The organism is Exiguobacterium sp. s168, from assembly GCF_018619035.1.
Taxonomy (GTDB): Bacteria; Bacillota; Bacilli; order Exiguobacteriales; family Exiguobacteriaceae; genus Exiguobacterium_A; species Exiguobacterium_A acetylicum.
Genome location: NZ_JACSNE010000025.1, coordinates 17,470 through 42,699, shown reverse-complemented (window position 1 = coordinate 42,699; position 25,230 = coordinate 17,470). Strand labels below are relative to the sequence as shown.

The following is a 25,230-nucleotide window of genomic DNA, read 5'->3' as shown; positions in this document are numbered from 1 at the left end:
TCTTTAAATTAAACAATAAAATAATTGTCTCAAATTTCCAAATAATAAACAAGGAATCTTTTTAATTATTCTCGATAGTATATAGAATCGTTCGTAAAAGTACACTTTTACGAACATACGAAAAATAACTTCTGACACATCAAAATAACGTCCGAAAAAGTATTGAATCACTTTACGGACGTTCACCTATTTGCATATACTTTTACGAACGAATTTCAGGTATAATGAGTGAAGAAAATCGTTTTCGAGGTGAATTATGGAAAATCGTAAATTTGGATACATACGGGTCAGCAGTAAAGATCAAAATGAAGGTCGCCAACTAGAGGCCATGAAAAAAATCGGCATCAACGAACGAGACATTTATCTCGATAAACAGAGTGGTAAAAATTTTGAGCGAGCAAATTATCAGTTACTCAAACGGATCATCCGAAAAGGAGATGTGTTGTGCATTCATTCACTCGATCGATTCGGTCGCAACAAAGAAGAAATCCTTCAAGAGTGGAACGATCTAACTAAAAATATCGAAGCCGACATCATCGTATTAGATATGCCGTTACTCGATACTACTCAATATAAAGACAATATGGGGACGTTCATTGCAGATTTAGTATTGCAAATCCTTTCTTGGATGGCTGAGGAGGAAAGACAGCGTATTCGTAAACGGCAACGGGAAGGCATCGACTTGGCTCTACAGAATGGTGTCCAGTTTGGAAGACCAAAGGTTTTAGTGTCAGACGAGTTCAGAGAAGTGTATCGGAAATGGAAGCGCAAAGAAATAACGGCTGTCAAAGCCATGCAAGAAGCTGGAGTCAAAAAAACAAGTTTCTACAAATTAGTAACAATCCTTGAAAAAGAAGAAAAAGATACTGTACACATTCAGTGATAAATTTCTTGAAGATCCTCTTCGGTTAAAACCGAGAGGATTTTTTGATTTTCATACACGCACCAATCTTATATTAAACGACCGTTTTATATAAAGCTACAATTCAAAAAATGATAGTACGGGAACTGACAATTCCATACTATCATCTGAGTGATTATTTAACTTTTACCATTCAACCTAATTGGTCCCCATTTTTCACTTTTTGTTGTGGCTCGATTAAAACAACTCCTTGTTCAGAGTATGCTCCCATTATTAAAACCTCCGACTTGAAACCAGCTACTCTCATGGGGGGAAAATTTAGTACTCCTACTACCTGTCTCCCGATTAGTTCATCTAATGTGTAACAATCTGTTATTTGAGCACTACTTTTCTTGGATCCAATTCTATCACCAAAATCCACCCATAGCTTGTACGCTGGTTTTCTCGCTTCCGGGAATGTCTCAGCATGCGTTATCGTCCCTACTCGCATATCAATTTTTTGAAAATCATCGAACGTGATCATACTTATTCCTCCTTGTAGTTTTCTCAAGCGTTTTTTCGAGAAGCTGAAAGTATAGTCTGACTTTCCTCTTTCGGCTTCTCAGTGATGATAATAAAGACACCTACTAGAATTAAGGCTGCTCCGATCCAAAACAAGACACTTAGTGTTTCCCCTAAGAGCAACCACCCCAGCAGTGCTCCGACTAGTGGTTGAAAAAAGAAAAAGACTCCTCCACTCGATGCATTCAGTAGTTGTAGCCCTCGGCTCCATAATAAAAAGGCTAATGATGTGGAGATGACTCCAAGGTAGAGTAGCCCACCTAGGGTCGTTGGATTGAACACTCTTTCTAAGTCTATGTGCTGTAATCTTGGTAAGACAACGGGGGACAGCACGACGACGGCAATTAAGGTGGCATAAGCCGTGACCACAATCGGCGAATATTCTCCAGGCATCTTTTTGACTAGAACTGACATCAACGCCCACGTCAAGGCTGCAATCAAAAGGGACATCCCTCCCAACATGCTAGAGACATTCAAGTCATCGATTCCTATGATGGCCAGAACGCCTATCGTTGCTAGACTTACCGAAAGCATCTTTCTTTTCGTCAACCGTTCCTTGAGAATCAGACTAGCAAATACCACCATGAACGATGGCGTAGTCGCGGTAATTATCGCACCCATTTGTGCCGTCGATAGCATCGTGCCTGTCTCTTGAGCCACTATCGAAATGACATAGCCGACGAGGGAAATAAGAAGAAGGAGTAGATAGTGCTGTCTTCTTATCTGCCATTTCTGCCTAGTTATTAATCCTATTGTGACAAGCGCAATCAAAGCGATTAAATATCGTATCCATACTAGTTCTAAAGGAGGGATAACCTCTACCAAAACCTTCACGACTACATACATGCCTCCCCATATGCTCGAAGCTAACATCAAATAGAAGGATCCGATTAACGTCTGTTTCATTACTTCTCCTCATTTCTCATAAATCTATAGAAGCCCCATGCTCTATTGCCTCAAATGATGTTCCTGAAAAAAGTTTTACATTTACGTACGCTTAACTAGGATTCTTAAGAACTCAAATTGTTCTCAATAGAAAAGGACACTAGACTCATGATAGAAAATCCCATAAGAATTTTCTTTACCAAGTTTAGTGTCCTTCTTATCTTTGATTAAGCATTCGATAGTTGAGAGGAGCAATACCCGTGCAATTATTGAACCATCTCGTAAACGAAGAGGAGTTCTCGAATCCTAATTCTCCACTGATCTGCATCATAGACCATCCGGTTGTTTCTAGTAGCAGCTTCGCTTCTTTCAACCGTAAGTCGGATATATAGTTTTTCAAGTTTTTACCCGTCTGTTTCTTGAACCAGGAAGAGTAATAAGCGGGATGATAGTGCTCCAATTCCGCTAGTTCCTCTAGCCTTATAGACTCTTTGAAATGACGATGGATGTAGTCGATCGACACGGGGTGAGAAGTTTGGAGTTTACTGACGATATAGCGAGTCAATTCGTTCAGTGAGGAATTATGTCTCTTATTAGCCTCTTCTAACAATAGATACCTGATAGCAGACCATTGCTGATCTAAGGGGACATATAGTTCGTTCGTCCGGTCTGATAAATAGTCTGTAGGCACATCTAAAATTAAGAATTCATTTCGGTCCAATGAGCGATAATGATGTTCCAGTCCTGGAGGTAGAAAGAATAGATGATCAGACTCAAGCTTGATTTTTTGATCGTTCGTCTTAATGTCCAAAGAACCTTGCAATGGAAAAAGGAATTGACCGAAGTTATGATGATGGGTATCGAAATCTCGATTATAGGTTCTTTTTTCACATAAGAGCTCGTGATTCATGAGAATGATCTCCTTTCTATATAAGTTGATTTAAGTTTACTCTTTATCTGTTGAAAGAACATTATATTTCATTACACTAAACACTTACAAATAGTTTCGACTCGAGTATTGCCACCTTTCTTAAAAATCCTATCTTTAATTTTAATTCATTTAGGAGATGTAAGTATTAATCACTTTTGATTAAATTTATAACCACCGTTTTATATAACCCTTTAATTTCTCGATCTTAAAGAAACTTAGTCTTTTTATCTGCGTAAATTAATGTATAAAATTTGAAAGGAAGAACTTATATGAAATTATCAGCAATAATTGCATTAATTATTTCATTACCGGCAGTAATCATTTCTGGAATATCTCTTTTATCAAAAACTAACTTTGAAAGTATTTTTTTAACTCATGATCAGCTATTAAAGAAGCGTTATTTAAGTATGGGAGAAATGGCTTTTTATATAACATACATAGTAACTTTTATTTATATACTATGGATGGTATTTGTATCTAAATCAAATTATGGATCTATAGATAAGACGAATACCTTCCTTATAGCCATGAGTATCTTTTTTAGTAGTTGGATCCTTTTAATATTGTATAGCAAATTTTTAACGAATCTTTTAGTTAAGAATAAAACTATGTATAAAGTATCTATAGAAGGTCTAGGGTATGTATACATCCTCAAAATGTTAAATCATGAAACATGTATTTGTTCTAAAGACGCTCATGCTAATCTAAATGATCTGAATCATCAAATACATCTAGTAAGAATCGAAGATCTAATTAAATTACCTATTACAAAAGAAGTAGTTACACTTCCATCACAAAGCTTCTATAAGAAGTTATTTAACTATTCATAAAGCTGAAATCTTCCATACGATTCTTCTGTTCGAGAATGATTGGCTCATAAAAAAGGGAGGAAACGCTCTTTAAGCGTTTCCTCCCTTTTCCGCTTTTTTCGTTATTCTTTCATTCCACTATCAATCCAAGTATTGAAATCACTCTTTACTAGGTTAGCGTGATAATATGTACCATGATTTGAGTCGTATCCGCTCTTCCAGTTTGCTTCTTCAGTGCTTCCCATTTCTTTTATGTAATTAGAATAAAAAATAGAAGATAAAACAATTGGATTGACACCATTTTTGTTGCCTAAGTCTGCGAGTTTTGAGGCAACTGACACAGATTTCCCAATCCAAACCATATTATTAACCCCAGAATTTTTCCGACCTGCTTTAACAGTAAGAGTATAACCTATATTTAAACCAATACCCGCTCTAATTGTTGGGAGTTCTCTTTCACTTAGCAACTTGTTCAACATTTTAAGGTATGTGTTGATATAAAAAGCTCTTTCAGCTATATCGATTGTATCTTGGCGAAAGGGTGTTGAGTAAATTGCATATACACAGTCCCCCCTGATCCCAATTTCCTTTAAATCCTCTTTATCTGTGCCTTTTTTTAAGATTTCAATGATTTCCGAAGTGAATCCTCTAATCACTTTAGAAATTTCTACATCATCGTGTTCAGAAAATAGAGTTGTAGAATCTCTTAAATCCACAAAAATAGCGGATGCCCAGGCTTTGTACCCATTTGTATAGGTGAAGTCTTCATTTCTTGGAAATCTCGTTACTTCCTTTACTTCATCTGTATTATCTAAAATGTCTTCAACTTCTTTTTTTCTATTTTTATAATCATAGTCCGTAAAGTTCAACATTATATTCCTCCTAGCTTTAACACTATTATCCCGATTACATAGAGTATGAGTATTCCAGCAATGCCAACGAACGTATGACTAATTCCTTTTTTATAAAATTTGTATTTTGAAGAACATATCTTCGCATTTATATAAATTTGAGATAAAAGATCCTCAATTTCTTCTTCTTCAGTTTCTCCAAGCATTTTTTCCTTAAATTCAAAATACTTTTTATCGTCTGCCGACTCAAAATAGTACAATGAGTCTTCACGAGTTCCTTCTTTAAATAACAATAAGTCATTTTTCATCATTGGTATTAAAACTCTTATTAAACAATATGCACCGTAGGCAAACCTTCCCCAACAATACAAAAAAGCAGCCAAATATATAAAATTGCTAAAGTTTATGTTCTGTAGTGTTTTAGAAAGAATTTGATTTAATATAGATATGGAATGCTCTGCGGTAAATATACTTAGAAATACTCCTGCACCTGCAATTACGATGGATGCTTTTGTATCGCAACTTTTAATCCAGTCTAAATGCCTGTCTAACCGTTGCGTTAAATCTTCTTTGTTTAGTTTTTTTAATGCATTCAAGTGATGTCCTCCATTGATTCTTTGAGTTATTACCTCTCATTTTTTCTAATTAGCACTGTCCAACCTATTTTTTACTCGGTAAAAAAGGATCAACGTTTTGATACTTTAAAAGTAACGATGCGTTGATCCTCTTCAAAAATTTAATCTAGACGTTTTTCGGCGATTTTGTAAATCTCATCTTTATCCCTTTTACCAATCGCAACAATCTGAATGATTTGGAGCTTACCTTCTGCTTCTCTAAAGACAACACGTAACCCCATTTTTCTGTTTTTCAACTTATTACAATGAGACAAGTTTCCACTGAGCGGCTGTCCTGCTGCCATCCCTACAGAAATGATTCGGTTCAATGCTTTGTCTACGAATATCTTTTGGCTACCGTCGAGGTTATCGTAATCTTCTTTGGAATACTGAGTCCACTCAAGCTGATACAATGATTACTCCCACCCATCCATTTCATCAATAGTCGTCGGATGAGTTCCTTGTTCTCCACGGACTTCTGAATCAGTATAAGTGCGGACATTTTTATTGGATAATCGCATCTCAACTGTCAAATCGTCCAATCGACTGTACAATTCTTCAATTTCTTTGTTGAGTGACTCGTATTGTTTCTGAGTGAGCATGACACCCGCAACTTTTTCACGATTAAAGACATAAACGCCGGCTGCTTCACGATCTGCTCTTTGGAACGCTTCCATCGGCGAACGTTTCACATCAGATATTGAGGTGGTTGGAATATCGAGTGTTCTCATCCCCATTTCGTTCCCTCCTTCTATTTACTCCATCATACACCTTTTAAAAGGCTTTTAAAAGACTTTTAAAAGTACTGAATCAAACTTCGTAATCTGTAGATATACAAATCTATACAACTTTACAAGTACAGATTTGTAGTCTAGCAATAATATGTAGAAGGGCAAAATAGCCCTTTTATTGTCAATGAACAATGTTTATAGCATAGTATACTGCCCCTAAAAAATGATGAAGAAATGCCACTAAGGCTACTAGTCCAGTAAGTAATACCGAGAACACCTTCATCATCCGTTTGAAAACACTCATCTTTTTCATCAAAAGAATCACTCTCCTTTCAGTAGTTTAGTTATATCCTACAGATACCACATGAAGACTATTCCAACTAAAACTTCTCATACTGCTCTATATAGGATTTATTTTATGTAGTATGAAAACCCACTATTCTATATAGAACAGTAATAGGTGATATTCAAAAAGTAGATTATCATGAAAAGCCGTAGCAGATTAATCTGCTACGGCTAGTTAAAGTCTATTCACATTATTTACTCATAAAATTTGAACGTATCCTTACCAGCAGATTTGGCATCGTATAGTGCAGCATCTGCATGTCGAAGAAGGATGTCTAAATTTTCAACTTTGTCCTTTTCATACGTTACGATTCCTATGCTTGCCGATACTTTATACGGTGTATCCCAGGTGTTCAGAGCGCTTATGACTCGATTTGCCATTTCACCCCACATCTTCTTATTAGAAGTTTGAGAAAAGTGGAGGATGAACTCATCTCCTCCTAAACGTACGGCAAACGCATCTTTCTGTTCGTCCACAATAGCGCTTAGCCTAGAGGCTACTTTTCTTAAGACGATATCCCCTGTGTCATGTCCGTATCTATCATTCACTTTCTTAAATCCATCTAAATCAAGGAAAAAGAGAGCACCGTTTTGAACCTGATGGTCTTCAAAATACTTACTTAAATAGCGTCTATTATAGAGGTCCGTCAACATATCCTTCCATGCGAATCGCTCCAACTCTAAGTAATAAGAGAACAATCTTACAATCCGTTGCAGTACATTGATACTTTTTTCATCTAAAATGCTCGCCTCATCATTTACCGCACACAAGGTTCCAAACTTCTTACCATTGGTAAGAGATATTGGAATCCCTAAATAAGACTGAATATTGACTTCTCTAAGTAGTGTCTTCACTTCATCAATCGAGCAATCTTCATTGATATCCTCATAGACCAAAGCATGATTATTTTCGAAATCGATCCTTTTGCATACCGATTGATTTAAATCTACCACCATTCCTTCAGTAATATAAATGTTCTCTCTTTCATTTGAAAGCTTTAATATGAATTGTTGGGTATTGCTGAAAACCGACAGATAGAACAGTTGTTCAGGTAAGACTTGTTTAGCAAGATCGAGAAGATCATTAGCTAACTCATCAAAGTTTTTATATCTCTGTAATTCCATCAATGGAGTCTCCATAACATCCCTCCTCGTAATTGAATAGGATTTCTAATGCATAATCGAATACTTCCTCTTACTACATGTATGTCAACTTTATCATATGAAAAATTCAAGAGGATATACGAATTAGCATTATTCCAGTGAGTTATAAATAGTACACTTTATTATTTTCTCTAGCACATGTCCACAAATCACCGTTTTATATAAAGCTATAGTTAAAAAAATGATAGTCTGGGAGCTGACATCCCCATACTATCATCTGAGTGATTATCTAATTTTCACCATTCAACCTAATCGGTCTCCATTCTTTACTTTTTGTTGTGGCTCGATTAGAACAACCCCTTGTTCAGAGTATGCTCCCATTATTAAAACCTCCGACTTGAACCTGGCTACCCTCATAGGTGGAAAATTTAGTACCCCTACTACCTGTCTCCCGATCAATTCATCCAATGTGTAACAATCCGTTATTTGAGCGCTACTTTTCTTGAATCCGATCTCATCACCCAAATCCACCCATAGCTTGTACGCTGGCTTCCTTGCTTCAGGGAATGGTTCAGCATGCGTTATCGTCCCTACTCGCATATCAATTTTTTTAAAATCATCTTCTCAGTGATGACAATAAAGACACCTATCAGAATTAAGACTGCTTCGCCCCAAAACATGACACTTAGCGTTTCTCTGAAGAGCAACCATCCCAATAAGCTTTGACTAATGATTGAAAAAAGAAAAAGACTCCTCCACTCGACATATTCAATAGTGTAGTCCTCGGTTCCATAATAAAATGGCTAATGATGTGGAGATGACTCCAAGGTAGAGAAGCCCACCTATGATTGTTTTATTGAACACTCTTCTAAAACTATGGTTGTAATCTTGGTAAGACAACGGGAGACAAAACGACGACAACGATTAAGATGGCTTAAGCCGTGACCACAATCTGCAATATGTCATTTCTTTTAGAAGTATGAAAGGTGTAGATAGGAATGATCATTGAGCGGAAAAATGAGTTTGTGTGGCTTTAAAGACCTGATTTCGTCCGCGACGCTTTGCCTCGTAGAGAGCAGCATCAGCACTTTTCGTCACTTCCATGAAGCTAATGGATGTCCGTGATTCGCAAGAAGAGATACCAATTGATAGCGTCACATGGATATAGTCTTCATGATGGATAAGAAAGCGAGTCGTCGCACAAGAGAAGCGGATGTCTTCTGCCAATTGTTCAACGTAGGATACATTGGTTTCCGGAATAAGGAGCATGAATTCCTCTCCTCCATATCGTCCAACGACACCATTGTGTGGGGTGTGTTCTCCAAGCAAGTTACTAATCTGCGATAGAATCGCATCTCCTTGATCGTGTCCATATTTATCGTTGACGAACTTAAAGTGATCAACGTCAATCATCATAACCGTAAACGAAGGATGAGCAATCATGAAGTAGTCTCCTTGATCCTCAAGGGCGCGACGATTATGAAGCCCAGTTAAGGAGTCTGTCAGTGCGAGTTCTTGATGAAGTCTGACTTGCCCGTAGTGTTGTTTGACGTAATAAAGGAACGAATGAATAAGGACCGCTACTAAAGCAATATAAAAACTGAATAAAATCGCATTTTCCATGAAAGACTTCATGTCATTTTCACTAATATAGACAAGTGGCAGATGGATGAGTAAACAGCAGGTGATGATGAGGGGAAGTGTCTTGAACTCGTCTCTCAATAAGTGCTTCAGCAGTAAGACGATACTTAAAATGAACGTATAAGTAATTAAGATCCAGGGGAAGAGGAAAAACTCATCATTGGTTAATGTAATCACTTGCCACATCAATAAGATGAACCAAGTGATAATGCCGTAACTTGTACCACCATAGTAAATAGCAATAATCAGTAGAACAATCGAGAAATCGAATGTGAAACCACGAAACGATATATCGTTAATGGTTACCCAATAACAGGCAATCAAAGCTAAGATCGTTACGAATAAGTATTTCTTTACGATACTGGTAGAAGGAGACTCAATCGTAAGACGTTTATAGCTAAAAAGAGAGATAAGTACAAACAATGTAATAAGGGATAAATTAACCACTAAATCGTTTAGCAGATGGATCATAATAAAGTCTCCCCTCTCCCTAAAACCTCCCTATTCCTGTCATCAATTTTCGAAAATGATTTATATTAAGTAATAAATACCCATCTATTTCTTTTTTACGCCTAGTTCTAAAGTACTTCTAAATTAAATCATGAAAACCTTTTTTAGTGAAAAAATAGTCGAGGTAAATCGATTAAAGTAGGATCTAATAAACAGGAACGTAATTCAAAATTACATGTTTACGGGATTGATAAAAAATATAACCTACCCGACGTAATAAAATACAAATGTAGGCAAAAATAACACAATGGAAGAGAAGTGAGGATTTTGGCGAAAAGTGATAATTTACTAGCTATCTTGTGGTTACTACGAGAAGGGAATAAAATTACGGCGAAGCAAATCGCTGAACAGCTTGAAATGAATGTGCGGACCGTCTATCGCTACATGGAGACGCTCTCTATGAGTGGAGTACCTATCGTGGCTGAGACCGGTGTGAATGGCGGATACACCCTCTTGAACCATTTTGTTGACGCTCCTCTGTACTTTGATCAGCAGGAACAGAGTGCGCTATACCATGCAGCGGTCTTTGCTGAAAAAGCAGGATATTACGGAAGTACAAGCTTACAGAATGCCATTTTAAAAATTAATCGGCATTCAAAAGTAAAGGAGACGGATGTATTGCAGCTTCCGATTAATGCACTTGAAGTGGCGCATGAACACGTGCCGCTAACTGCTTTGGCAGCACGTAACCTCTCCCGCATCGAGAGTGCGATTTTAAAGCGTTTCATTATCGAGATTACCTATAGACGCCCTAACGCTGAAAAAGCTGAGAAGCGCAGGGTAGATCCTTACAAGATTGTGTATTGGAAAAGTGCCTGGTATGTGACAGGACATTGTCATCTAAGAAACGCCATACGTAACTTTCGAGTAAACCGAATTGAACAACTAACTGTGACTGACGATCCCTTCCTCCTACCCGAATCATTCAGAGAATCAGACCTCTTTTTGACCGAACTCTTACCTAGCAGTGAAACGAAGGAATCGAAGAAAATGGATCTTGTCATCAGAGGGAGTGAAACGGCCATTGAAGAGCTGAGCCGGCACTGGTACTTGAAGAACTGCATCAAGCAACAAGATTGGCGAGAGATTGGCTTTCTCATTGACTCCTCCGTCTTAGAGACATACATACCTGGTTTACTCATTACGTATGGAACAGCAGTACAAGTTATCTCCCCTCCGGATGCTAAACAACTGATTGTCGAGCGTCTGTTAGAACTAGCAGCATTTCATTCCTAAATTTGATTTTTACTGACAGTAGTTGTCAGGGAGACCACTCTAAAATAAGCCTATGACATACTTAGGAGAGTGACAAAATGACAAGACAAGTATATCTTTATGTATTCGATTCGGTTTCGGATTGGGAATATGGTTACTTAATGGCTGAATTGAAGACCGGTCGATATTTTAAAACGAATGAGTCCTCGCTATCCGTCATCACTGTCGGTGTAAGTCGAGCAACGATAACGACGATGGGCGGGCTTCGCGTCAAGCCTGATATTACTGTTGCAGAAATGAATGTGGGTGGACGGGACCTCTTAGTACTTCCCGGTGGAGAAAGCTGGGGGCAGCCAATACACGAGCCTATACTTGAAAAAGTTGGAGGTGTCTTCGAACGAGGAGCATTCATCGCAGCGATTTGTGGTGCAGTCCAGGGTCTTGCGAATAGTGGTTATTTGGATCACCTTCGTCATACGAGTAATGATCAGTCTTACCTTGAAATGATTTGCCCAGCGTATAAGGGAAGTCCTTTCCATCAAAATGGTCCTGTCGTCAGGGACGGTCGATTGATCACAGCTTCCGGTATGGCTCCGCTCGAGTTTGCGAAAGAAACCATCGGCGCAATGGATGTCTTTCACGCGGATACGCTTGAAGCTTGGTACCAGTTGAATAAAACATACGATGCTACCTACTTTTTTCAACTGATGTCATCGCTTGAAACAAATGAAGGTTCTCCATTTCAAGAATGAATTCCGTCAACGCCATTGAGCTCTCATCGATAAGTTTGTTACTAACAACTGTTCGAGACTTGATATAGGGCGTTCATTAATTAAGAGGATAAAGGATGGTAGAGAAGCATGAATGATTTTTGGACAGCCTTCACATACATCAATGAACAACTCTATATGCCGTGTCAATTAACGCCACATGCTATTTACGAAGAGGTTCAAAATGCTACTTATGGAGCAGGTCGATTTTGTTTTGGAGAAACATCCATTCGCTTTCGAGTTGCTAAAGTGACTCCCACCAAACTAGGTCAATTCGTAGTGATTTGGGAAAAGGATGAACAGAATCAAAATCAACCATTTTCAGAAGACACAGCGACAGATCTGTTAGTCGTTAATACGTTTACTGATTCGAATCGATTTGGGCAATTTGTTTTTCCGAAGATAGTCCTAAAGCAACATAACATTTTTAAGACAGGAACGATTAAAGGAAAGATGGCAATGCGTGTCTACCCGAGCTGGGATAATCCAACAAGTAAACAAGCTATAGCAACGCAGAAGTGGCAATTAGAGTATTTCATGGATTATGAAAGTTTTGATTCTCTATTAAAAAATGAAGTACTTCGACTCTATATGCATTCGAATGTTACTCGAACATAAGAACTGTTCAACAACGAGCTAATTGATTCCGTTAGTTAAAATTCTATTTAGACACTTATGTGTTGAAGTCAAGAATGGGGTGCATGTGTTCTGATATGCACCCCATTCTTTCGTATCCATTAAAAATCTTCAAAACCTTTAATGGCAAAATTGGATAAATCTAATTTTAAATCTTTTAGTTGTTTTACCAAAATATCAAATTTTAAAAATTCTTTATTTCTTTTATTCTCAGGAATTGATTCTGGAGCGAAGATTTTTATCCCATCTTCTATCCATTTTTTTCTATACAAATGAAAAGCAACTTCTAAAAAATCTTCAGGTATTGTTATAAAACCATGGTCTACTTCATTATCTTCGCTAAAACCAAATTCAAATCCACAACAAGAACATATTTCGAATGTGTTTAAATACTCTCCATTTACAAATATAGCTTCTTCCAATCCTTCAAACCCACAAACTGAGCATAGATATAATTTATTCATTTTATATATCCTTCTCCTTCCTTGATTTTTATTGATTTGTATCCTCTAGAATCTATCGATATATTCGATCAGAAAGTAACGGTACTTAATCCTCATCGGCATAGAATATCATCGATGAGATCCTGCTTAAAATCACCGTCCGTACCCTGAGGTGTAACATGTACCTCGACAGCAACCAGACTCTCACCTTCTTCAATCTTAATGTCGGAGACAAGGCTAGGTGGATTAAACTTGTCATTGTAGTCAATCATCACCTCCAGCATGCTCTCGAGTACTTCCTCGGCATGTTTGATAGCTTCTAATAGTGTCTCTCCTTCAGTGTAAACATTCTCTAAATCAGGAAATTGAACCAAATATCCACCATCCTCCAAGTCGGGGGTGATGACCGCGTAATATTTAAATGTTTGCATGGGAATTCCTCCTTGATGAAAAAGGTTGAATAGTCTATCAGTCATAGCGCATACAGACAGACTTATATCGAAAGTTAATTATGTTAATATATAAAATTTAACATATGGATTTCATGGCATGCAAAAAATCAATTATATGGCTTATCTTGAATCCAAATCCTTTCAAGACCTTCTGAAAGAGATAGTTTACAGTTTGAAGACACAATCCCTTTTCATCGATACACTACACGCACGAAGCTGTTGCTATCGCCAGTATCGTCAAAATTCGACATCCGTAACATGTTTGACACATCGAAATAGTAATTGAATTGACAGAATAATCTGCTATATTCTAACTATCACCAGGAAGACATTGTCATAAAGTAGTTCTCAAAGGAAAGGAGCATGTTTATGTACCGATTCGGAGAGTGGTTACGACGTGAACGTCTGGAACATGGTTGGAGTCAGGTAGAGTTAGCAGAGAAAACGTACGGAGAAATCTCGCAGGCTGCGATTAGTGCCTACGAGCGGAATCGTTCACTTCCTTCCATACTTGATGTCCAGATTCTTGCTACAGCCTGTGAACAGACACTTGGATCCATCCCTTGGGATGAATTCGACTTGAGGATGGTAAAGAAACGAAATTGGTCGCACATGAAGCAGGAACGTTTCGATTTAGCAGAACTCCCGCTCGCGGATTCTGTCCGCACGTTCGATGGCAAGACATACCAACTGCATGGGCGAATCGCGATCGAACAAGGAAGCAAGGATACTCAAGAAATCGCACAACTCTATTACCGGATTCGTACAGTCGTCGGTGAGAACCAAGTCATCGCTAAACGGAAGCATCCGGATGACGAGTTGATCCACGTCTCGCGTCGCAGATTGATTCACTACTGACGACGAATGAATATGTATCTACTTATGAAGTAAAATGAACAATCATCGAGGAAATGAGGACCGTAGCAGCATATCGCTAAGGACAGTCCTTCCAATCACATACCGGCGTGTCCCTCATGTGTGACCGAATGAGCGGGATATACGCAGAAAATGGTTCGGCGAGAGTCGCCTAAAACTCGCCCACAGGTCACGTATTCGTTGAGGGTCATCGAAAAACCCTAGACAGATGTTCGGTACCGAACATCAGAGTTTGTGGGGGAACGTGCTCTAATCCCACCGCCTTGCTTCACTTCGACTGTCCTTAAGGATGTGCTGCTGCGCATCGACCTCAAGGAAGGAGTGTACGTTATGCCGACACGTGAACAGAAGCAGAACAAGACCTTTGCCGAGAAGTTGCTCCGGATCCAAGGGAAAGACTATGAGGAGTGGCTCGATGCCCAACATCAACTCGTCATTCAGGAGAACCAGGAACTGATCTTAGAAGCGCTCGACTCGAAACTGAACTTTACATCGTCTACATTCGCGTCTCGGGATTGAGAGGAGGAAAACAGATGGGATTGAATGAGACAGGACTTAGCTTACTCGAGTTCTTCCAAGGGCTCGCCGTCGTTTCGGCAGCAATCGCCTTCGCAATTGCTGGCTTCTATTTTATCTTTGGGGGAGACCGAGGGCGCTCGAAAGCAGTAAGTTGGCTCGTCGGTGGTGCCGTCGGTCTGATCATCATCACGGGTGCCTTCGCGCTCTCTGAAATCGTTAACGAAAAAATCAAATTCTAATTATATAGTGATCGCACAGACTGTCATTCCAAAATGGATGGCTTTTTTTATTGCTTGTGTTACGATGTCTCGTTTCAAAGGAGGAAAATGTATGCTCTTCGTCCGTTTCACGGATGTACCGAAAGATGCTTTTCCGAACTATGAGCGTCTCCCATATGAGGAGGCGCTTTTATTATCGACTCAAGTCCATCAGGAAGCCCAGCAAGTGAACGAACGGTTTGCGGGCGAGTTCCGAATCTTTGATGATGTCGATCAGCTCGTCTACAAAGGAACATTCCAGTTTGGTGATCCGACCTATCCGAATCTTTATCTGCAGCTGAAGGATCGGATTCCGCGTATCCGGATCCGAAAGGAGGATGCGACGAAGAAAATCCTGTTACTCGAGAACTTGGAACGTCTGACACCAGAATCCTATAAGACAATGACGACGTCAGCGATTCAGCAACAGCCGGATACGACACACGTCTCCCGCTTACGTCGCGGACAACGGCGCATCATTTACGGTGTCAGTGGTGTGAGTCTGTTGCTCCTCGGTGCGTTATCCGTTGTGCAACTCGTGCAGCCGGATCCACCGAGCGGTGTCCAAGCAGCAACGTCAGAGTGGCAACCGCTATATGAAGCAGCGTTGACGGGAGAGCCGTATCCACTCGTCGAACGACTGGAAAAGCGAAAGTCGTTAAACGACGAACAACAGCAATTCTTGATTACACAGTACGTCGAAAAACAGGACTATGATCAAGCCGTCGCCGTAACGAATGATCCAATCGATGTCGAGACGATCATCGTGCAGTCAAAGTCGTTCGCAAAAAATCGTCAGGAGACGTTACAAGCCTTCCAAGCGGTTCACCCGACGGACGAAGGGACATTCGATCTTGCTATATTACAGAAAGACTATAAACGCGCCGTCTCGCTTCAGGACGTCGAGATGACGACAGCACGTCAGGAAGCGAAGACACGCGCCTACATCGCATTGAAAGATGTGACGAAAGCACAAGAAAGCGTCAAGACGGTTCCCAACGAAGAATTGAAGGAGCAAGTAGCAACACTCGTCCAGCTGGATGACGAGATTCAAGCACTCGAGAATCAAAAGCGACTGTTATCGGAGAAGAAAGATAAGGAGGAACTCGAAAAGCTGAACGAGTTGCTCGAAGCGAAGCAACGACAAGCGTCTTCACTTCTTTAATGAAAGTGTGGTGACTGAAATAATGATGAATTTCTCACTTCGTTCCCTCGTTACATCCGCTTGGCTGTGGCGATGTCTTACCTTTTTGATCGCTTTACCACTTCTCTTGTTCTTAGTACTCAATGTCGTGTTTCAGTTCCTGCAGCAGACAGTCCAAAATCTCTTTCAGGACGGGAAGTTGACCACTGGATCTCCGCTACAGTACGAGTCGAGTTGGTGGACGACGCTCGCTTGGTCATCTTCTCTCGCTTTCATGATATTTGGTGTCTGCTTCCTGCTTGGTGGTGTTCTCTTATTGAAGTATTGGCTCAACTTCCGCGATCTTAAAGCAGCTCAAAAAGGAAGCGCCCGCTTCACGACGTTCCAAGAGCTGAAGCAACAGTATCGTGATGTGCCGGATCGTAAGGAGACCTACAGCGGATCTGGTGGTGTCCCGGTCGGTCGCTACCGTAACCGCCTCTACATCGATGACAGTGCTGTCAATAATCTGGTCATCGGGACGACTCGTTCCGGGAAAGGCGAGACGTTCGTCTTCTCGACAATCGACCTCTACAGTCGTGCGGAACGTCAAGCGAGCTTGATTATCAATGATCCAAAAGGTGAACTGTTCGCCGCTTCCAAAGAAACACTCGAAGCACGCGGGTATCAGGTCGAGGTCCTGAACCTGATGAACCCGTCGCAATCGATGTCCTATAACCTGCTACAACTGACGATCGACGCGTATCTGGACGAGAATTACTCCCTCGCCCAGCAATATGCCCGTTCGGTCGCCTACATGCTCTATCATGACCCGAAGGCGAAGGATCCGTTCTGGAGTAACTCTTCGACAGACCTCTGCACCGCCTTGATTCTCGGGTTATGCGAACAAGCCAAACATGAACCAGAGAAGATCACGATGTATAACGTCGCTTTGATGTTATCCGATCTCGGCTCACGCACGGTCACCGATGACATGGGACAGGAACAATCGGCACTCGATGCCTTTTTCGCGTCGTTCCCGGAGAATCATCCAGCACGTATGCAATATGCGACGCTTCATTTCTCCGGGGGGCAGACGCGCGCGAGTATCCTCGCCAATACGAATGCCAAGCTCGGGATCTTTACGCTTGATGCGACGGCACGTTTGACGGCACAGAACTCCCTTGATATGAAACTGATTGGCTTCAACCGCTGGATCCGAGGACGTGCCCTTCCCTTGTCCCGGTTGACGTTCTACTTTCCAAGTGGGAAGCAGCTCGCCTTGACGACGGACGATGATGGGAGTTTCGTACTCCATCACGAAGAGATCCTCGAAGTGGATACCGATATCATCGTAGAGATTGAGCGACAACGTTACACCGTGACACTTACGGGTTGGACGGACGAGGCAGACGGGATCTTCCACTGGACGACGGATGCCCCGATCGACATCCGGGAGGTTCGCCAGCACCCGCGTCCCGTTGCCGTCTTCCTGATCGTCCCGGACTACGATCCGACATTGAATGTCATCGCCTCACTGTACGTCAAACAAGTCTACACTTCACTCGCTCGTGTCGCCTCACAAGCGACGAGCGGACGTTGTGAGCGACAAGTCATCTTCCTGCTCGACGAATTCGGAAACATGCCAGCAATCGAAGGGATGGCGAACATCATCACTGTATGTCTCGGTCGAAACATTCGTTTCAATCTCGTCATCCAATCCTACGCGCAACTCGAGAACCTTTACGGAGACGATTGGAAGACCATCGACGGCAACTGCGGGAACACGCACTATTTATTGACGGCGGACGAATCGACGGCAGAACTGATTTCGAAGAAGCTCGGCGAGCAGACGATCGTCACGAAGTCACGTTCCGGACAGACCTTCTCGCTTTCGAAGTCGAAGACGGAGAGTGTCGATGGTCGTCGCTTGTTGACGGCAACCGAGGTGATGGGGCTAAAGGAAGGTGAGATGTTGATCATCCGTGTGATCAAGCGCCAAGACAAGCAAAAGAACCGGATCCAGTCCTATCCCCTCTTCTTGACCGGACGGACGGCAATGAAATACCGCTATGAATACTTGGCGGATGACTTCAACACGGACCGTTCCGTCAACGACCTCGTCATTCCCTGCGCACATGCACATCTCGACCTGAATACGCTTCGTGTCCCCTTCCATCTCGGCGCCTCAGTTGCGTCGAAGACAGTTGAGACGGATGAGGAGACGCTTGACGCAACAGGATGGCGCGTTTGTGATGTCCTACAACCGAAAATTCTGCGATCCATATTTGAAACGACGGAATACGATACGTTACCCATCACGGTGTTCGAACAAGGCATCGAAGATAGGATAATCCCTGTAACGGACAACCAGCGTCACTTTTTGAAGACAATTATCAGTAAACGACTCGAAAAACTCCTTCATGGCGTCTAAGGAGGGCATCATATGACAGAACTGACACGAACGGAACGCATCCAGCGTGAACTCCGCGTCATCGCGACCATCATCAAGGAGAACAAAAAGCGTCTCCGTCGCGGTGAAGTATTGAATATCCAGACCCAGGACGGCTTCCTCGTCGTATTTGAGGAAGAAGACCCAGACTCAGGCGACCGAAAAACTGTTACGCTTATAGACACATTCGATTTTCGGGTCCACGTCAGTAATGGCGATTTAACGGATCCGGAACAGGTGTCATCATAGGAAAAGGGGTGGAGGCATGCAAGCGAAACGAGCACTCTCCGGACTATTGATTTCCTCTGCGTTACTTTTAGTCGGTTGTAGTGAAACGGAAGACTCTAGTCATGCGAAACAAATAAAGCTATCCAAAGTTGAAAATCTAATGGATGGAAAACAGGAAGGATTTCTACTGATCTTAAAAGCAGAAGATGGGGATATTGATTCATATCAAAGCAGACTTGATTCCATAGCGAAAAAAAATGAAGTCCCTATCAACATCTATAATACTTTTCAACCTGATGCTAAAAAAATAGTGGATCGAGCAAACTTTGAATACACATCTACTCTACAAGGTGAGCGTTTATATTATGTGTCGAAAGGAAAGATTCAAGACAAACTAAATATTAATCGCCTGACTGATGAGACTTTTACTGATACAGTCAATGAGTTTGTAACTAATAATAAATAGGATGAAACGGAGGTCTGGATAGATATGTCTGATGCTCAGGTTATCCAGAAACTTACCGAATTCGAACGTCTTTTCAATTTAAGTAATCTAGTCAACGACGCTTTACGAACTGTAGGGTGGATTTTCGTCAGAGGACTTTCTTTGTTGATTGATTCACTCGAAAGTCTTACAGATGATATTTTGCTGATCAAAACATTCTTTAATAATCCTCAAGTGGTTGAATTCGTTCAGACGATTCAACCTTTTTTGTATGTACTATTAGCCGCAAGCTTTGTTTTTACAGGCTATCTCATTATTTTTCAAAAGAAATTCGATCGAGAAGGGCTTCTTATCAATATCTTCATATCACTGATGATTTTAGGACTACTCTCACCTACGATGAAACAACTAAATGAGTTCACAGATCAGGCAGTCAATCAAGTTAAGAGTGGTAGTATATTTGGTTCCGAAAAGGAAACTATATCTGAAACAATACTCAAAGAAAATTTAAATGATTTAGTAGCATACGATAAAAATGGCTTTGAAAACTATACAGAAAATGACGTAAAAAATAATGTTCCCACTAAATTGATCAAAGGATTACAGATTAATGAGGTATTCGATAGCAATAAATTAGACGTCTCCACTACTGGATCAAAACTTTCAAAATCATTTATCCTTTGGGACGGTAGCGAAGAAATACTAGGTGAACTCGATCAAAGCGGGCTTGATTGGAATAACCAGTACTACTATCGTTATCATCCGAACTGGCTGACGATTCTCGTCACACTTGGTGTGATGGGTTTCACCCTTTTCTCGATCACCTACAAGTTGGCTCGACTTTCGTTCGAATTGGCTTTTAATTATGTCTTGGCGATTTTAGTCGCTCCCGCCGACCTGCATAGCGGACAAAAGACGAAGAAAGTCATTCAAAGCATCCTGAATACGTTCCTCGTCATCATCTTGATTTTTGTCTCAATCAAGCTATATACGATCGGGACAGCTTATCTTGCTGATACACTCGACGGTCTCGCCTATTTGATCGCGTTGATTGCTTTCTCCGCTGCCTTGATTGACGGACCAAACATGGTCGAACGTCTCTTCGGGATTGATGCGGGTCTGAAACGCGGGTGGGGTGTCGCACTCGGGGCGTATGCTGTTGGGAAAGGTACTGCGAAAGTTGGGGCTCGTGTCGCCGGGCAGACGATGAAGAACACATCACGACCAACTACTCCATCTGCCTCAGAAGCTGCCAGTACGAAGTTACCACCGAATCCGCCATCAGGTGGTGGCACACCGACGAATCGTTCGGATCGTTCGTCTGATAGTGTGCCAGTTCGTTCACAAGCACAAGAGCGCACTTCACGATTAACCGGACAAGAGAACCAACGTATCGAATCAGCTGATCTATCAACGCATGACGCGAATCCGGAGAGTTCGACTGCAACAACATCAGAGGAGTCCACGTCACGTCGTCCGGACTCCGTCTCACCATCAACATCTGCGACTACTTCGCCATCATCGCAAACACCTGTTGCGCAATCGAAAGTGCACGATGGATCGATGAAGGAACAACAAGCTACTTCACCTGATGCGTTCAATACTTCTGAAACAACTATCGCATCACAGCCTACTTCATCGTCGGAGCAACCCATTGGATCACGTGCACCTCGTCCAACTTCTGTTCACTCAGGCTCAACATCTGACGTGACATCTGAAGAGGCACCACCTACCGTCTCCTCTTCAGGAGCGAGCAGTTCTTCGCCTTCTATCACTGAGTCGCAGGAGACATCATCCGGAACACAGCGGCAACGAAAGTCGATCTATCAGACACTCGAGACTACGACACAAAAAGAACTCAAGCATGTCGAACAAACGCAGACACGCGTGACGTCAGAATCGTCTCGCATGTACTCGACGGATGTTCCGCGTCTAGACCCGAAAAAGGAGTGAGAATATGCAACAGCGCCAATACCGGATTCCGAACGAAGTCACGACCGAACTCAAGATCAACAAGATGCTCTACCTCTATGATTTACTATTTCTCGTCGCCTTGATCATCGTCCGTTTGATTGCCCTACCGTTCATCCCGGACGTCTTGCATCTACCGTTCACGTGTTTCCTCGTCGGGTTTGGACTTTTCCTTGTCATCCGACCGACGACGAATCCGGAAAAGCGGATGGTCCACGTGCTCTATTACGCGCTGATCAAGAAGAAGGACACCTATATCGCGTTGACCGACCGGAATGAATCTTCGAAAGGAGCGTGATCAGATGAGTTTATCAGAAGACACACGATTAAAAACGAGTGCTACGACCGATATCACTTGGCTCGACGAGGTACAGTTGACGACACCGAAAGCAAGCAAGGAGAAACGCGTCCGGATCCCGCCATCCGTCGCCTCGCTTCTACCGATCGTTGATTCGACAGCATTCGACATGTTCGAAATGCAGGATGGAACGTTTTGCGACATCATCCAGCTGACTTCAAAGGATATTTACGGACTATCTGAGACGGAGAAGGATCATGACATCTTCTCCCTCGCCTACCTTTTGCAGGCGTACATCCATCCGTTGAAGGTGATCCCGCTTAATACACCGCTCAATCTGGAGAAACAGAAACAACGGATTGAACGACAGTTACGGCAGAATCAAAACGCTGCCTACCGTCCCTTCCTTCAAAAGAAGAAACAGGAATTGGTCTACCTCGAGGAGCATCGCACGAATCGCGATTATCTCCTCTTTTTTTATGCTCCGGACGAAGCAATGCTTCGAGAACGGAAGCATCAATTGACGAAACTGCTCCGACGCAGCAATCCGATGGTCGAACTGACGCTCGAACAGAAAATCCACATCCTGTTCCAACTGCACAATCCGAATACGAAACCGACACAGGATGGAAAGGAGTGATGATGGCATGTGGCGTACGCGTTTTTTACGGAAGCAGGACCCTGAGACGGTCAAACAACAGGACGGCTACAATCCGACATTCGTCCAAGTCATCCAACCGCAAGGCGGACTCCGCTTCGAGCCGAACTATGTCCGGACCGGTGACGGTTATCTCGCTTGCCTCCACGTCTATAAGTATCAATCGACCGTCTACGACTTCTGGCTCGAACCGATCCTCAATCTCCCGGGTGTCCTGACGACGCTCGACATCGGGACGGCGGACAAACGGGAGATGATCCGGACCATCAACAAATCGATGGCCGAGCAGAATACGCGCTTCGAGAATGCAAAGGATAATGTCGACCGGATCGATGCACGGGAGACGTACAAAGAACTGAATGAGCTCTACGAACAGATTACACAGGGCGAGACGATGAAGTACTTGCATCTCCGACTCTACGTCAAAGCGAAGACACTCGACGTACTCGAACGCCAGGTACAGGACGTGATGGAAGAACTCGAAGCACGGAACTTTCGTGCAACCGTCTTCCTGAATGAACAGGAATGGGAGTGGCAGAGTCTCTTCCTCAGCTACGAGCAACAGCAAAAGCTACCGAACCGGCGTCGTGGGAAAGAGATTCCATCGCTCTCAATCGCCGGTGGTTATCCGTTCCACTTCACGTCGTTGCAGGATCCAACCGGTACCTATTACGGAACGACCGACACGAACGGGAGTGTCATCTTTGACCTGTTCCACAAGGACAAGCAACGGAAGTTCTATAACGCGTTGATGATTGGGAAGATGGGCTCGGGGAAATCGACACTGCTCAAGAAAACGGTCCTCGATCAAGCTATCAAAGGCAATCACGTCCGCATCTTGGACGTAACAGGCGAGTTCTCCGACCTCGTCCGACAGCTTGGTGGGAAAGAGATCGCACTCGACGGTTCCGCCGGGCGAATCAATCCGCTGCATGTCTATAAGACGGTGACGCACGCTGATGGCTCGGCGGATGAAGCACTCTCGTTTATGCAACACCTGTCAAAGATTGCTGTCTTTTATCACTACATTAATCCGGCTGCGACGCAAGAAGAGGCAAACGAGTTCGAGATTCTATTGCGACAGCTCTACCTTGAAAAAGGACTCTGGAATGAGGACGGTGATGCGCCGATCACGACGCATCCTGCGAACGCCTACCCTGTCTTCTCCGACTTCTTAGCGCTGGTCCGTTCTGAATTGTATGTCGATGCTGCGCGTACGACAATCCGCGAGACGATCAGTATGAACCGTGTCAGACGGCTCGAGAACATCGAGCTCGCGATCACGAACCTCGTCCATAACTACGGCAACATCTTCGATGGACACTCTTCGATTGAGCGGTTCGATGAGGAAGCGATCGTCTCCTTCCCACTCCGCAACCTGACGAATTTGAAAGACGAGATCTTTCAGGCACAGGTTTTCAATTTGATGAACATGCTGTGGGATGGGATGATCCTCAACGGTGCCGGACAACTCCGCAGCTACAACCAGGGCGAACTATTGATCGAGGATGCCTTCAAGTACTTGATTGTCATTGATGAGGCGCATCACCTGATCAATACGCGCGATATCGCCCAACCCGCGATTCTATACCTGCAACAGTTCATGCGCGAAGCGCGGAAATACTTCGGCGGTATTTTCTTCGCTTCCCACCTGATCACGGACTTTGTACCGACCGGTTCGAAGTCGGAGAACGCAGAGAACGTCAAGACGTTGTTCCAGCTGACGCAGTATAAGTTTATCGGCGAACAGGATGCCGAGAGCATCCCGACGATCCAGACTGTCTTCGATGGTCAGTTGACCGAAAGTGAGACGCGGTTGATTCCATCACTCGAGACGGGACGCATTGTCCTCAGCATCTCCGGTGTGAAGACGCTGATCTTCGATGTTGACGTCTCACCCGAAGAGCTGACCTTGTTCGGAGGTGGTGCCTGATGTGGAGTACGGTCCGGCAGTCGGCACGTGTCGCCGTCCGGATGAAATGGCGACTCCTGACCTTAAAGTATCGTCTGATCGCCCTCGGTATCGCGCTACTACTATTGCTTCTGATCATTATCGTCGCGGGTATTATCGATACGTTGACCGGGATCGAGAACGAACAGGCGACTGAGACACCCATCGCTTACTCGGACGCGAGTCTGCAAGTCAGTGATGACGTTCTACAATATCGGGAAGCGATCGCGCGTGAATTGAAAAAGGAACAACTCGAGGGACAGACGAACGTCGTCCTCGCCTTGATGATGCAGGAGAGCGGCGGACGCGGGAACGATCCGATGCAAGCGAGTGAATCGAAGTGTGGAAGGATTGGTTGCATCACCTCGCCTGACGAGAGCATTCGTTACGGTGTGAAGCACTTCGCATCTGTCTTCCGGCAAGCGAACAAGGACGTCAAGCTGACGCTCCAGAGTTACAACTTCGGCGGAGGCTTCATCGATTACGTCCAAGAAAATGGGGGACGCTATACGAAACAACTTGCGATCTCCTTTTCACAGATGATGTACCAACGCGTCAAGAAGACTGGCATCTATCAGTGTCATCGACCGAGCGCGATCGAGCATCAAGCCTGTTATGGCGACATCGAATATGTTGATGCCGTCCTCCGTTATCTGACACCGACAGTGCTAGCGGAAGGCAAGACAGGACCGATCAAAGGGAAACTCCATGCCCCACTCGACATCCCGCTTCAAATGACTTCAGGATTCGGATCACGGATCGTTTTTGGAAAGACGGACGTGCATACGGGCATCGATTTCAGTTGCCACAACTCGGATACCGTCCACGCCGTCCGCTCCGGTACCGTCACCTATAGTGGCTTACGCGGACCGTATGGGCAGTTGATTCAGATCAAACAGGGCGAGTGGATTACCGCCTACGCACATCTTTCTGCACGCCAGGTTAAGACGGGACAAAAGATTGAAGCCGGGCAATCTATCGGGATGTGTGGGTCGACCGGACGGTCGACGGGTAATCATCTGCACATCGAATTTAAGACCAGTGACTGGTCCGGACACATCGATCCGGCACCGTTGTTTTCGCTATAAGGAG

General features: G+C 43.0%; 29 protein-coding genes. 17 read left to right on the top strand and 12 right to left on the bottom strand.

Features of this window, described 5'->3' with window-relative positions:
- Window positions 1–256: 256 nt before the first annotated feature.
- Entirely contained in the window at window positions 257–883 is a 627-nt protein-coding gene (locus KNQ15_RS13330) for a recombinase family protein (RefSeq protein WP_047392546.1), read from the top strand.
- Between the two features lie 172 nt (window positions 884–1,055).
- Here the strand turns inward: KNQ15_RS13330 and KNQ15_RS13325 are convergent, their stop codons facing one another.
- From KNQ15_RS13325 to KNQ15_RS13315, 3 genes are all read right to left on the bottom strand, one after another.
- Window positions 1,056–1,385 (bottom strand): tRNA-binding protein, encoded by a 330-nt coding sequence (locus KNQ15_RS13325; RefSeq protein WP_047392541.1) that lies wholly within the window; start codon window positions 1,383–1,385, stop codon window positions 1,056–1,058.
- A 23-nt stretch (window positions 1,386–1,408) separates the two neighbouring features.
- On the bottom strand, window positions 1,409–2,329 hold the full coding sequence (locus tag KNQ15_RS13320; protein WP_047392538.1) for a DMT family transporter: 921 nt from the start codon (window positions 2,327–2,329) through the stop codon (window positions 1,409–1,411).
- 196 nt (window positions 2,330–2,525) lie between these two features.
- Entirely contained in the window at window positions 2,526–3,218 is a 693-nt protein-coding gene (locus tag KNQ15_RS13315) for a helix-turn-helix transcriptional regulator (RefSeq protein ID WP_047392533.1), read from the bottom strand.
- Between the two features lie 290 nt (window positions 3,219–3,508).
- Here KNQ15_RS13315 and KNQ15_RS13310 point away from each other — a divergent pair, with 290 nt between their 5' ends.
- Complete coding sequence (locus tag KNQ15_RS13310; protein ID WP_047392529.1) at window positions 3,509–4,069, top strand: hypothetical protein; 561 nt, start codon at window positions 3,509–3,511, stop codon at window positions 4,067–4,069.
- A 101-nt stretch (window positions 4,070–4,170) separates the two neighbouring features.
- Here the strand turns inward: KNQ15_RS13310 and KNQ15_RS13305 are convergent, their stop codons facing one another.
- From KNQ15_RS13305 to KNQ15_RS13275, 7 genes are all read right to left on the bottom strand, one after another.
- On the bottom strand, window positions 4,171–4,920 hold the full coding sequence (locus KNQ15_RS13305) for an adenylate/guanylate cyclase domain-containing protein (protein ID WP_047392526.1): 750 nt from the start codon (window positions 4,918–4,920) through the stop codon (window positions 4,171–4,173).
- Window positions 4,920–5,495: a Pycsar system effector family protein gene (locus KNQ15_RS13300; RefSeq protein WP_047392522.1), complete on the bottom strand. Its 576-nt coding sequence runs from the start codon at window positions 5,493–5,495 to the stop codon at window positions 4,920–4,922. Before KNQ15_RS13300 ends, KNQ15_RS13305 begins: the two co-directional genes overlap by 1 nt.
- 140 nt (window positions 5,496–5,635) lie before the next feature.
- Window positions 5,636–5,926: a type II toxin-antitoxin system RelE family toxin gene (locus KNQ15_RS13295; RefSeq protein WP_047392518.1), complete on the bottom strand. Its 291-nt coding sequence runs from the start codon at window positions 5,924–5,926 to the stop codon at window positions 5,636–5,638.
- A gap of 3 nt (window positions 5,927–5,929) precedes the next feature.
- Window positions 5,930–6,250 carry a hypothetical protein gene (locus KNQ15_RS13290; RefSeq protein ID WP_047392515.1) on the bottom strand — a complete coding sequence of 107 codons (321 nt, stop codon included), beginning with the start codon at window positions 6,248–6,250 and terminating at the stop codon, window positions 5,930–5,932.
- Between the two features lie 534 nt (window positions 6,251–6,784).
- Window positions 6,785–7,729 carry a sensor domain-containing diguanylate cyclase gene (locus KNQ15_RS13285; protein WP_047392508.1) on the bottom strand — a complete coding sequence of 315 codons (945 nt, stop codon included), beginning with the start codon at window positions 7,727–7,729 and terminating at the stop codon, window positions 6,785–6,787.
- Between the two features lie 267 nt (window positions 7,730–7,996).
- Window positions 7,997–8,293, bottom strand: a complete 297-nt coding sequence (locus tag KNQ15_RS13280) for a tRNA-binding protein (protein WP_047392505.1) — start codon at window positions 8,291–8,293, stop codon at window positions 7,997–7,999.
- 402 nt (window positions 8,294–8,695) lie between these two features.
- Window positions 8,696–9,805, bottom strand: a complete 1,110-nt coding sequence (locus tag KNQ15_RS13275) for a GGDEF domain-containing protein (protein WP_052169435.1) — start codon at window positions 9,803–9,805, stop codon at window positions 8,696–8,698.
- Window positions 9,806–10,111: 306 nt separating this feature from the next.
- Here KNQ15_RS13275 and KNQ15_RS13270 point away from each other — a divergent pair, with 306 nt between their 5' ends.
- The 3 genes from KNQ15_RS13270 to KNQ15_RS13260 all read left to right on the top strand — a co-directional run bounded on the left by KNQ15_RS13270 (window position 10,112) and on the right by KNQ15_RS13260 (window position 12,447).
- Window positions 10,112–11,080, top strand: coding sequence for a helix-turn-helix transcriptional regulator (locus KNQ15_RS13270; RefSeq protein WP_047392501.1), 969 nt, complete (start codon window positions 10,112–10,114; stop codon window positions 11,078–11,080).
- Between the two features lie 77 nt (window positions 11,081–11,157).
- Entirely contained in the window at window positions 11,158–11,811 is a 654-nt protein-coding gene (locus tag KNQ15_RS13265) for a type 1 glutamine amidotransferase family protein (protein ID WP_047392498.1), read from the top strand.
- A 108-nt stretch (window positions 11,812–11,919) separates the two neighbouring features.
- Window positions 11,920–12,447: a MepB family protein gene (locus tag KNQ15_RS13260; protein ID WP_047392494.1), complete on the top strand. Its 528-nt coding sequence runs from the start codon at window positions 11,920–11,922 to the stop codon at window positions 12,445–12,447.
- Window positions 12,448–12,566: 119 nt separating this feature from the next.
- Here KNQ15_RS13260 and KNQ15_RS13255 read toward each other — a convergent pair whose 3' ends face one another.
- Together KNQ15_RS13255 and KNQ15_RS13250 are read right to left on the bottom strand one after the other, a co-directional pair.
- Window positions 12,567–12,929 carry a hypothetical protein gene (locus KNQ15_RS13255; RefSeq protein WP_047392491.1) on the bottom strand — a complete coding sequence of 121 codons (363 nt, stop codon included), beginning with the start codon at window positions 12,927–12,929 and terminating at the stop codon, window positions 12,567–12,569.
- A gap of 92 nt (window positions 12,930–13,021) precedes the next feature.
- A complete protein-coding gene (locus KNQ15_RS13250; protein WP_047392487.1) occupies window positions 13,022–13,339 on the bottom strand; it encodes a type II toxin-antitoxin system HicB family antitoxin in 318 nt (105 codons plus the stop codon).
- Between the two features lie 390 nt (window positions 13,340–13,729).
- On the opposite strand from KNQ15_RS13250, the gene KNQ15_RS13245 reads away from it, so the two are divergent.
- The 12 genes from KNQ15_RS13245 (at window position 13,730) to KNQ15_RS13190 (ending at window position 25,226) form a co-directional block, all read left to right on the top strand.
- Window positions 13,730–14,218 carry a helix-turn-helix transcriptional regulator gene (locus tag KNQ15_RS13245; protein ID WP_052169434.1) on the top strand — a complete coding sequence of 163 codons (489 nt, stop codon included), beginning with the start codon at window positions 13,730–13,732 and terminating at the stop codon, window positions 14,216–14,218.
- 348 nt (window positions 14,219–14,566) lie between these two features.
- Window positions 14,567–14,755 carry a hypothetical protein gene (locus KNQ15_RS13240; protein ID WP_047392484.1) on the top strand — a complete coding sequence of 63 codons (189 nt, stop codon included), beginning with the start codon at window positions 14,567–14,569 and terminating at the stop codon, window positions 14,753–14,755.
- A gap of 14 nt (window positions 14,756–14,769) precedes the next feature.
- Window positions 14,770–14,994 (top strand): hypothetical protein, encoded by a 225-nt coding sequence (locus KNQ15_RS13235; protein ID WP_052169433.1) that lies wholly within the window; start codon window positions 14,770–14,772, stop codon window positions 14,992–14,994.
- A gap of 91 nt (window positions 14,995–15,085) precedes the next feature.
- Entirely contained in the window at window positions 15,086–16,177 is a 1,092-nt protein-coding gene (locus KNQ15_RS13230; RefSeq protein WP_214729770.1) for a hypothetical protein, read from the top strand.
- Between the two features lie 22 nt (window positions 16,178–16,199).
- Window positions 16,200–18,569 (top strand): VirD4-like conjugal transfer protein, CD1115 family, encoded by a 2,370-nt coding sequence (locus KNQ15_RS13225; RefSeq protein ID WP_214729769.1) that lies wholly within the window; start codon window positions 16,200–16,202, stop codon window positions 18,567–18,569.
- Between the two features lie 12 nt (window positions 18,570–18,581).
- Window positions 18,582–18,836 carry a hypothetical protein gene (locus KNQ15_RS13220; RefSeq protein WP_047392469.1) on the top strand — a complete coding sequence of 85 codons (255 nt, stop codon included), beginning with the start codon at window positions 18,582–18,584 and terminating at the stop codon, window positions 18,834–18,836.
- Between the two features lie 16 nt (window positions 18,837–18,852).
- Window positions 18,853–19,281 carry a hypothetical protein gene (locus KNQ15_RS13215; protein ID WP_047392468.1) on the top strand — a complete coding sequence of 143 codons (429 nt, stop codon included), beginning with the start codon at window positions 18,853–18,855 and terminating at the stop codon, window positions 19,279–19,281.
- Between the two features lie 24 nt (window positions 19,282–19,305).
- Complete coding sequence (locus KNQ15_RS13210) at window positions 19,306–21,213, top strand: pLS20_p028 family conjugation system transmembrane protein (protein ID WP_052169432.1); 1,908 nt, start codon at window positions 19,306–19,308, stop codon at window positions 21,211–21,213.
- A gap of 4 nt (window positions 21,214–21,217) precedes the next feature.
- Window positions 21,218–21,529: a DUF5592 family protein gene (locus KNQ15_RS13205; protein ID WP_047392465.1), complete on the top strand. Its 312-nt coding sequence runs from the start codon at window positions 21,218–21,220 to the stop codon at window positions 21,527–21,529.
- A 4-nt stretch (window positions 21,530–21,533) separates the two neighbouring features.
- Window positions 21,534–22,169 (top strand): hypothetical protein, encoded by a 636-nt coding sequence (locus KNQ15_RS13200; protein WP_052169431.1) that lies wholly within the window; start codon window positions 21,534–21,536, stop codon window positions 22,167–22,169.
- 7 nt (window positions 22,170–22,176) lie between these two features.
- Window positions 22,177–24,120 (top strand): VirB4 family type IV secretion system protein, encoded by a 1,944-nt coding sequence (locus KNQ15_RS13195; RefSeq protein ID WP_047392463.1) that lies wholly within the window; start codon window positions 22,177–22,179, stop codon window positions 24,118–24,120.
- Window positions 24,120–25,226 carry a lysozyme family protein gene (locus KNQ15_RS13190; RefSeq protein WP_052169430.1) on the top strand — a complete coding sequence of 369 codons (1,107 nt, stop codon included), beginning with the start codon at window positions 24,120–24,122 and terminating at the stop codon, window positions 25,224–25,226. Before KNQ15_RS13195 ends, KNQ15_RS13190 begins: the two co-directional genes overlap by 1 nt.
- The last annotated feature ends 4 nt before the right edge of the window (window positions 25,227–25,230 follow it).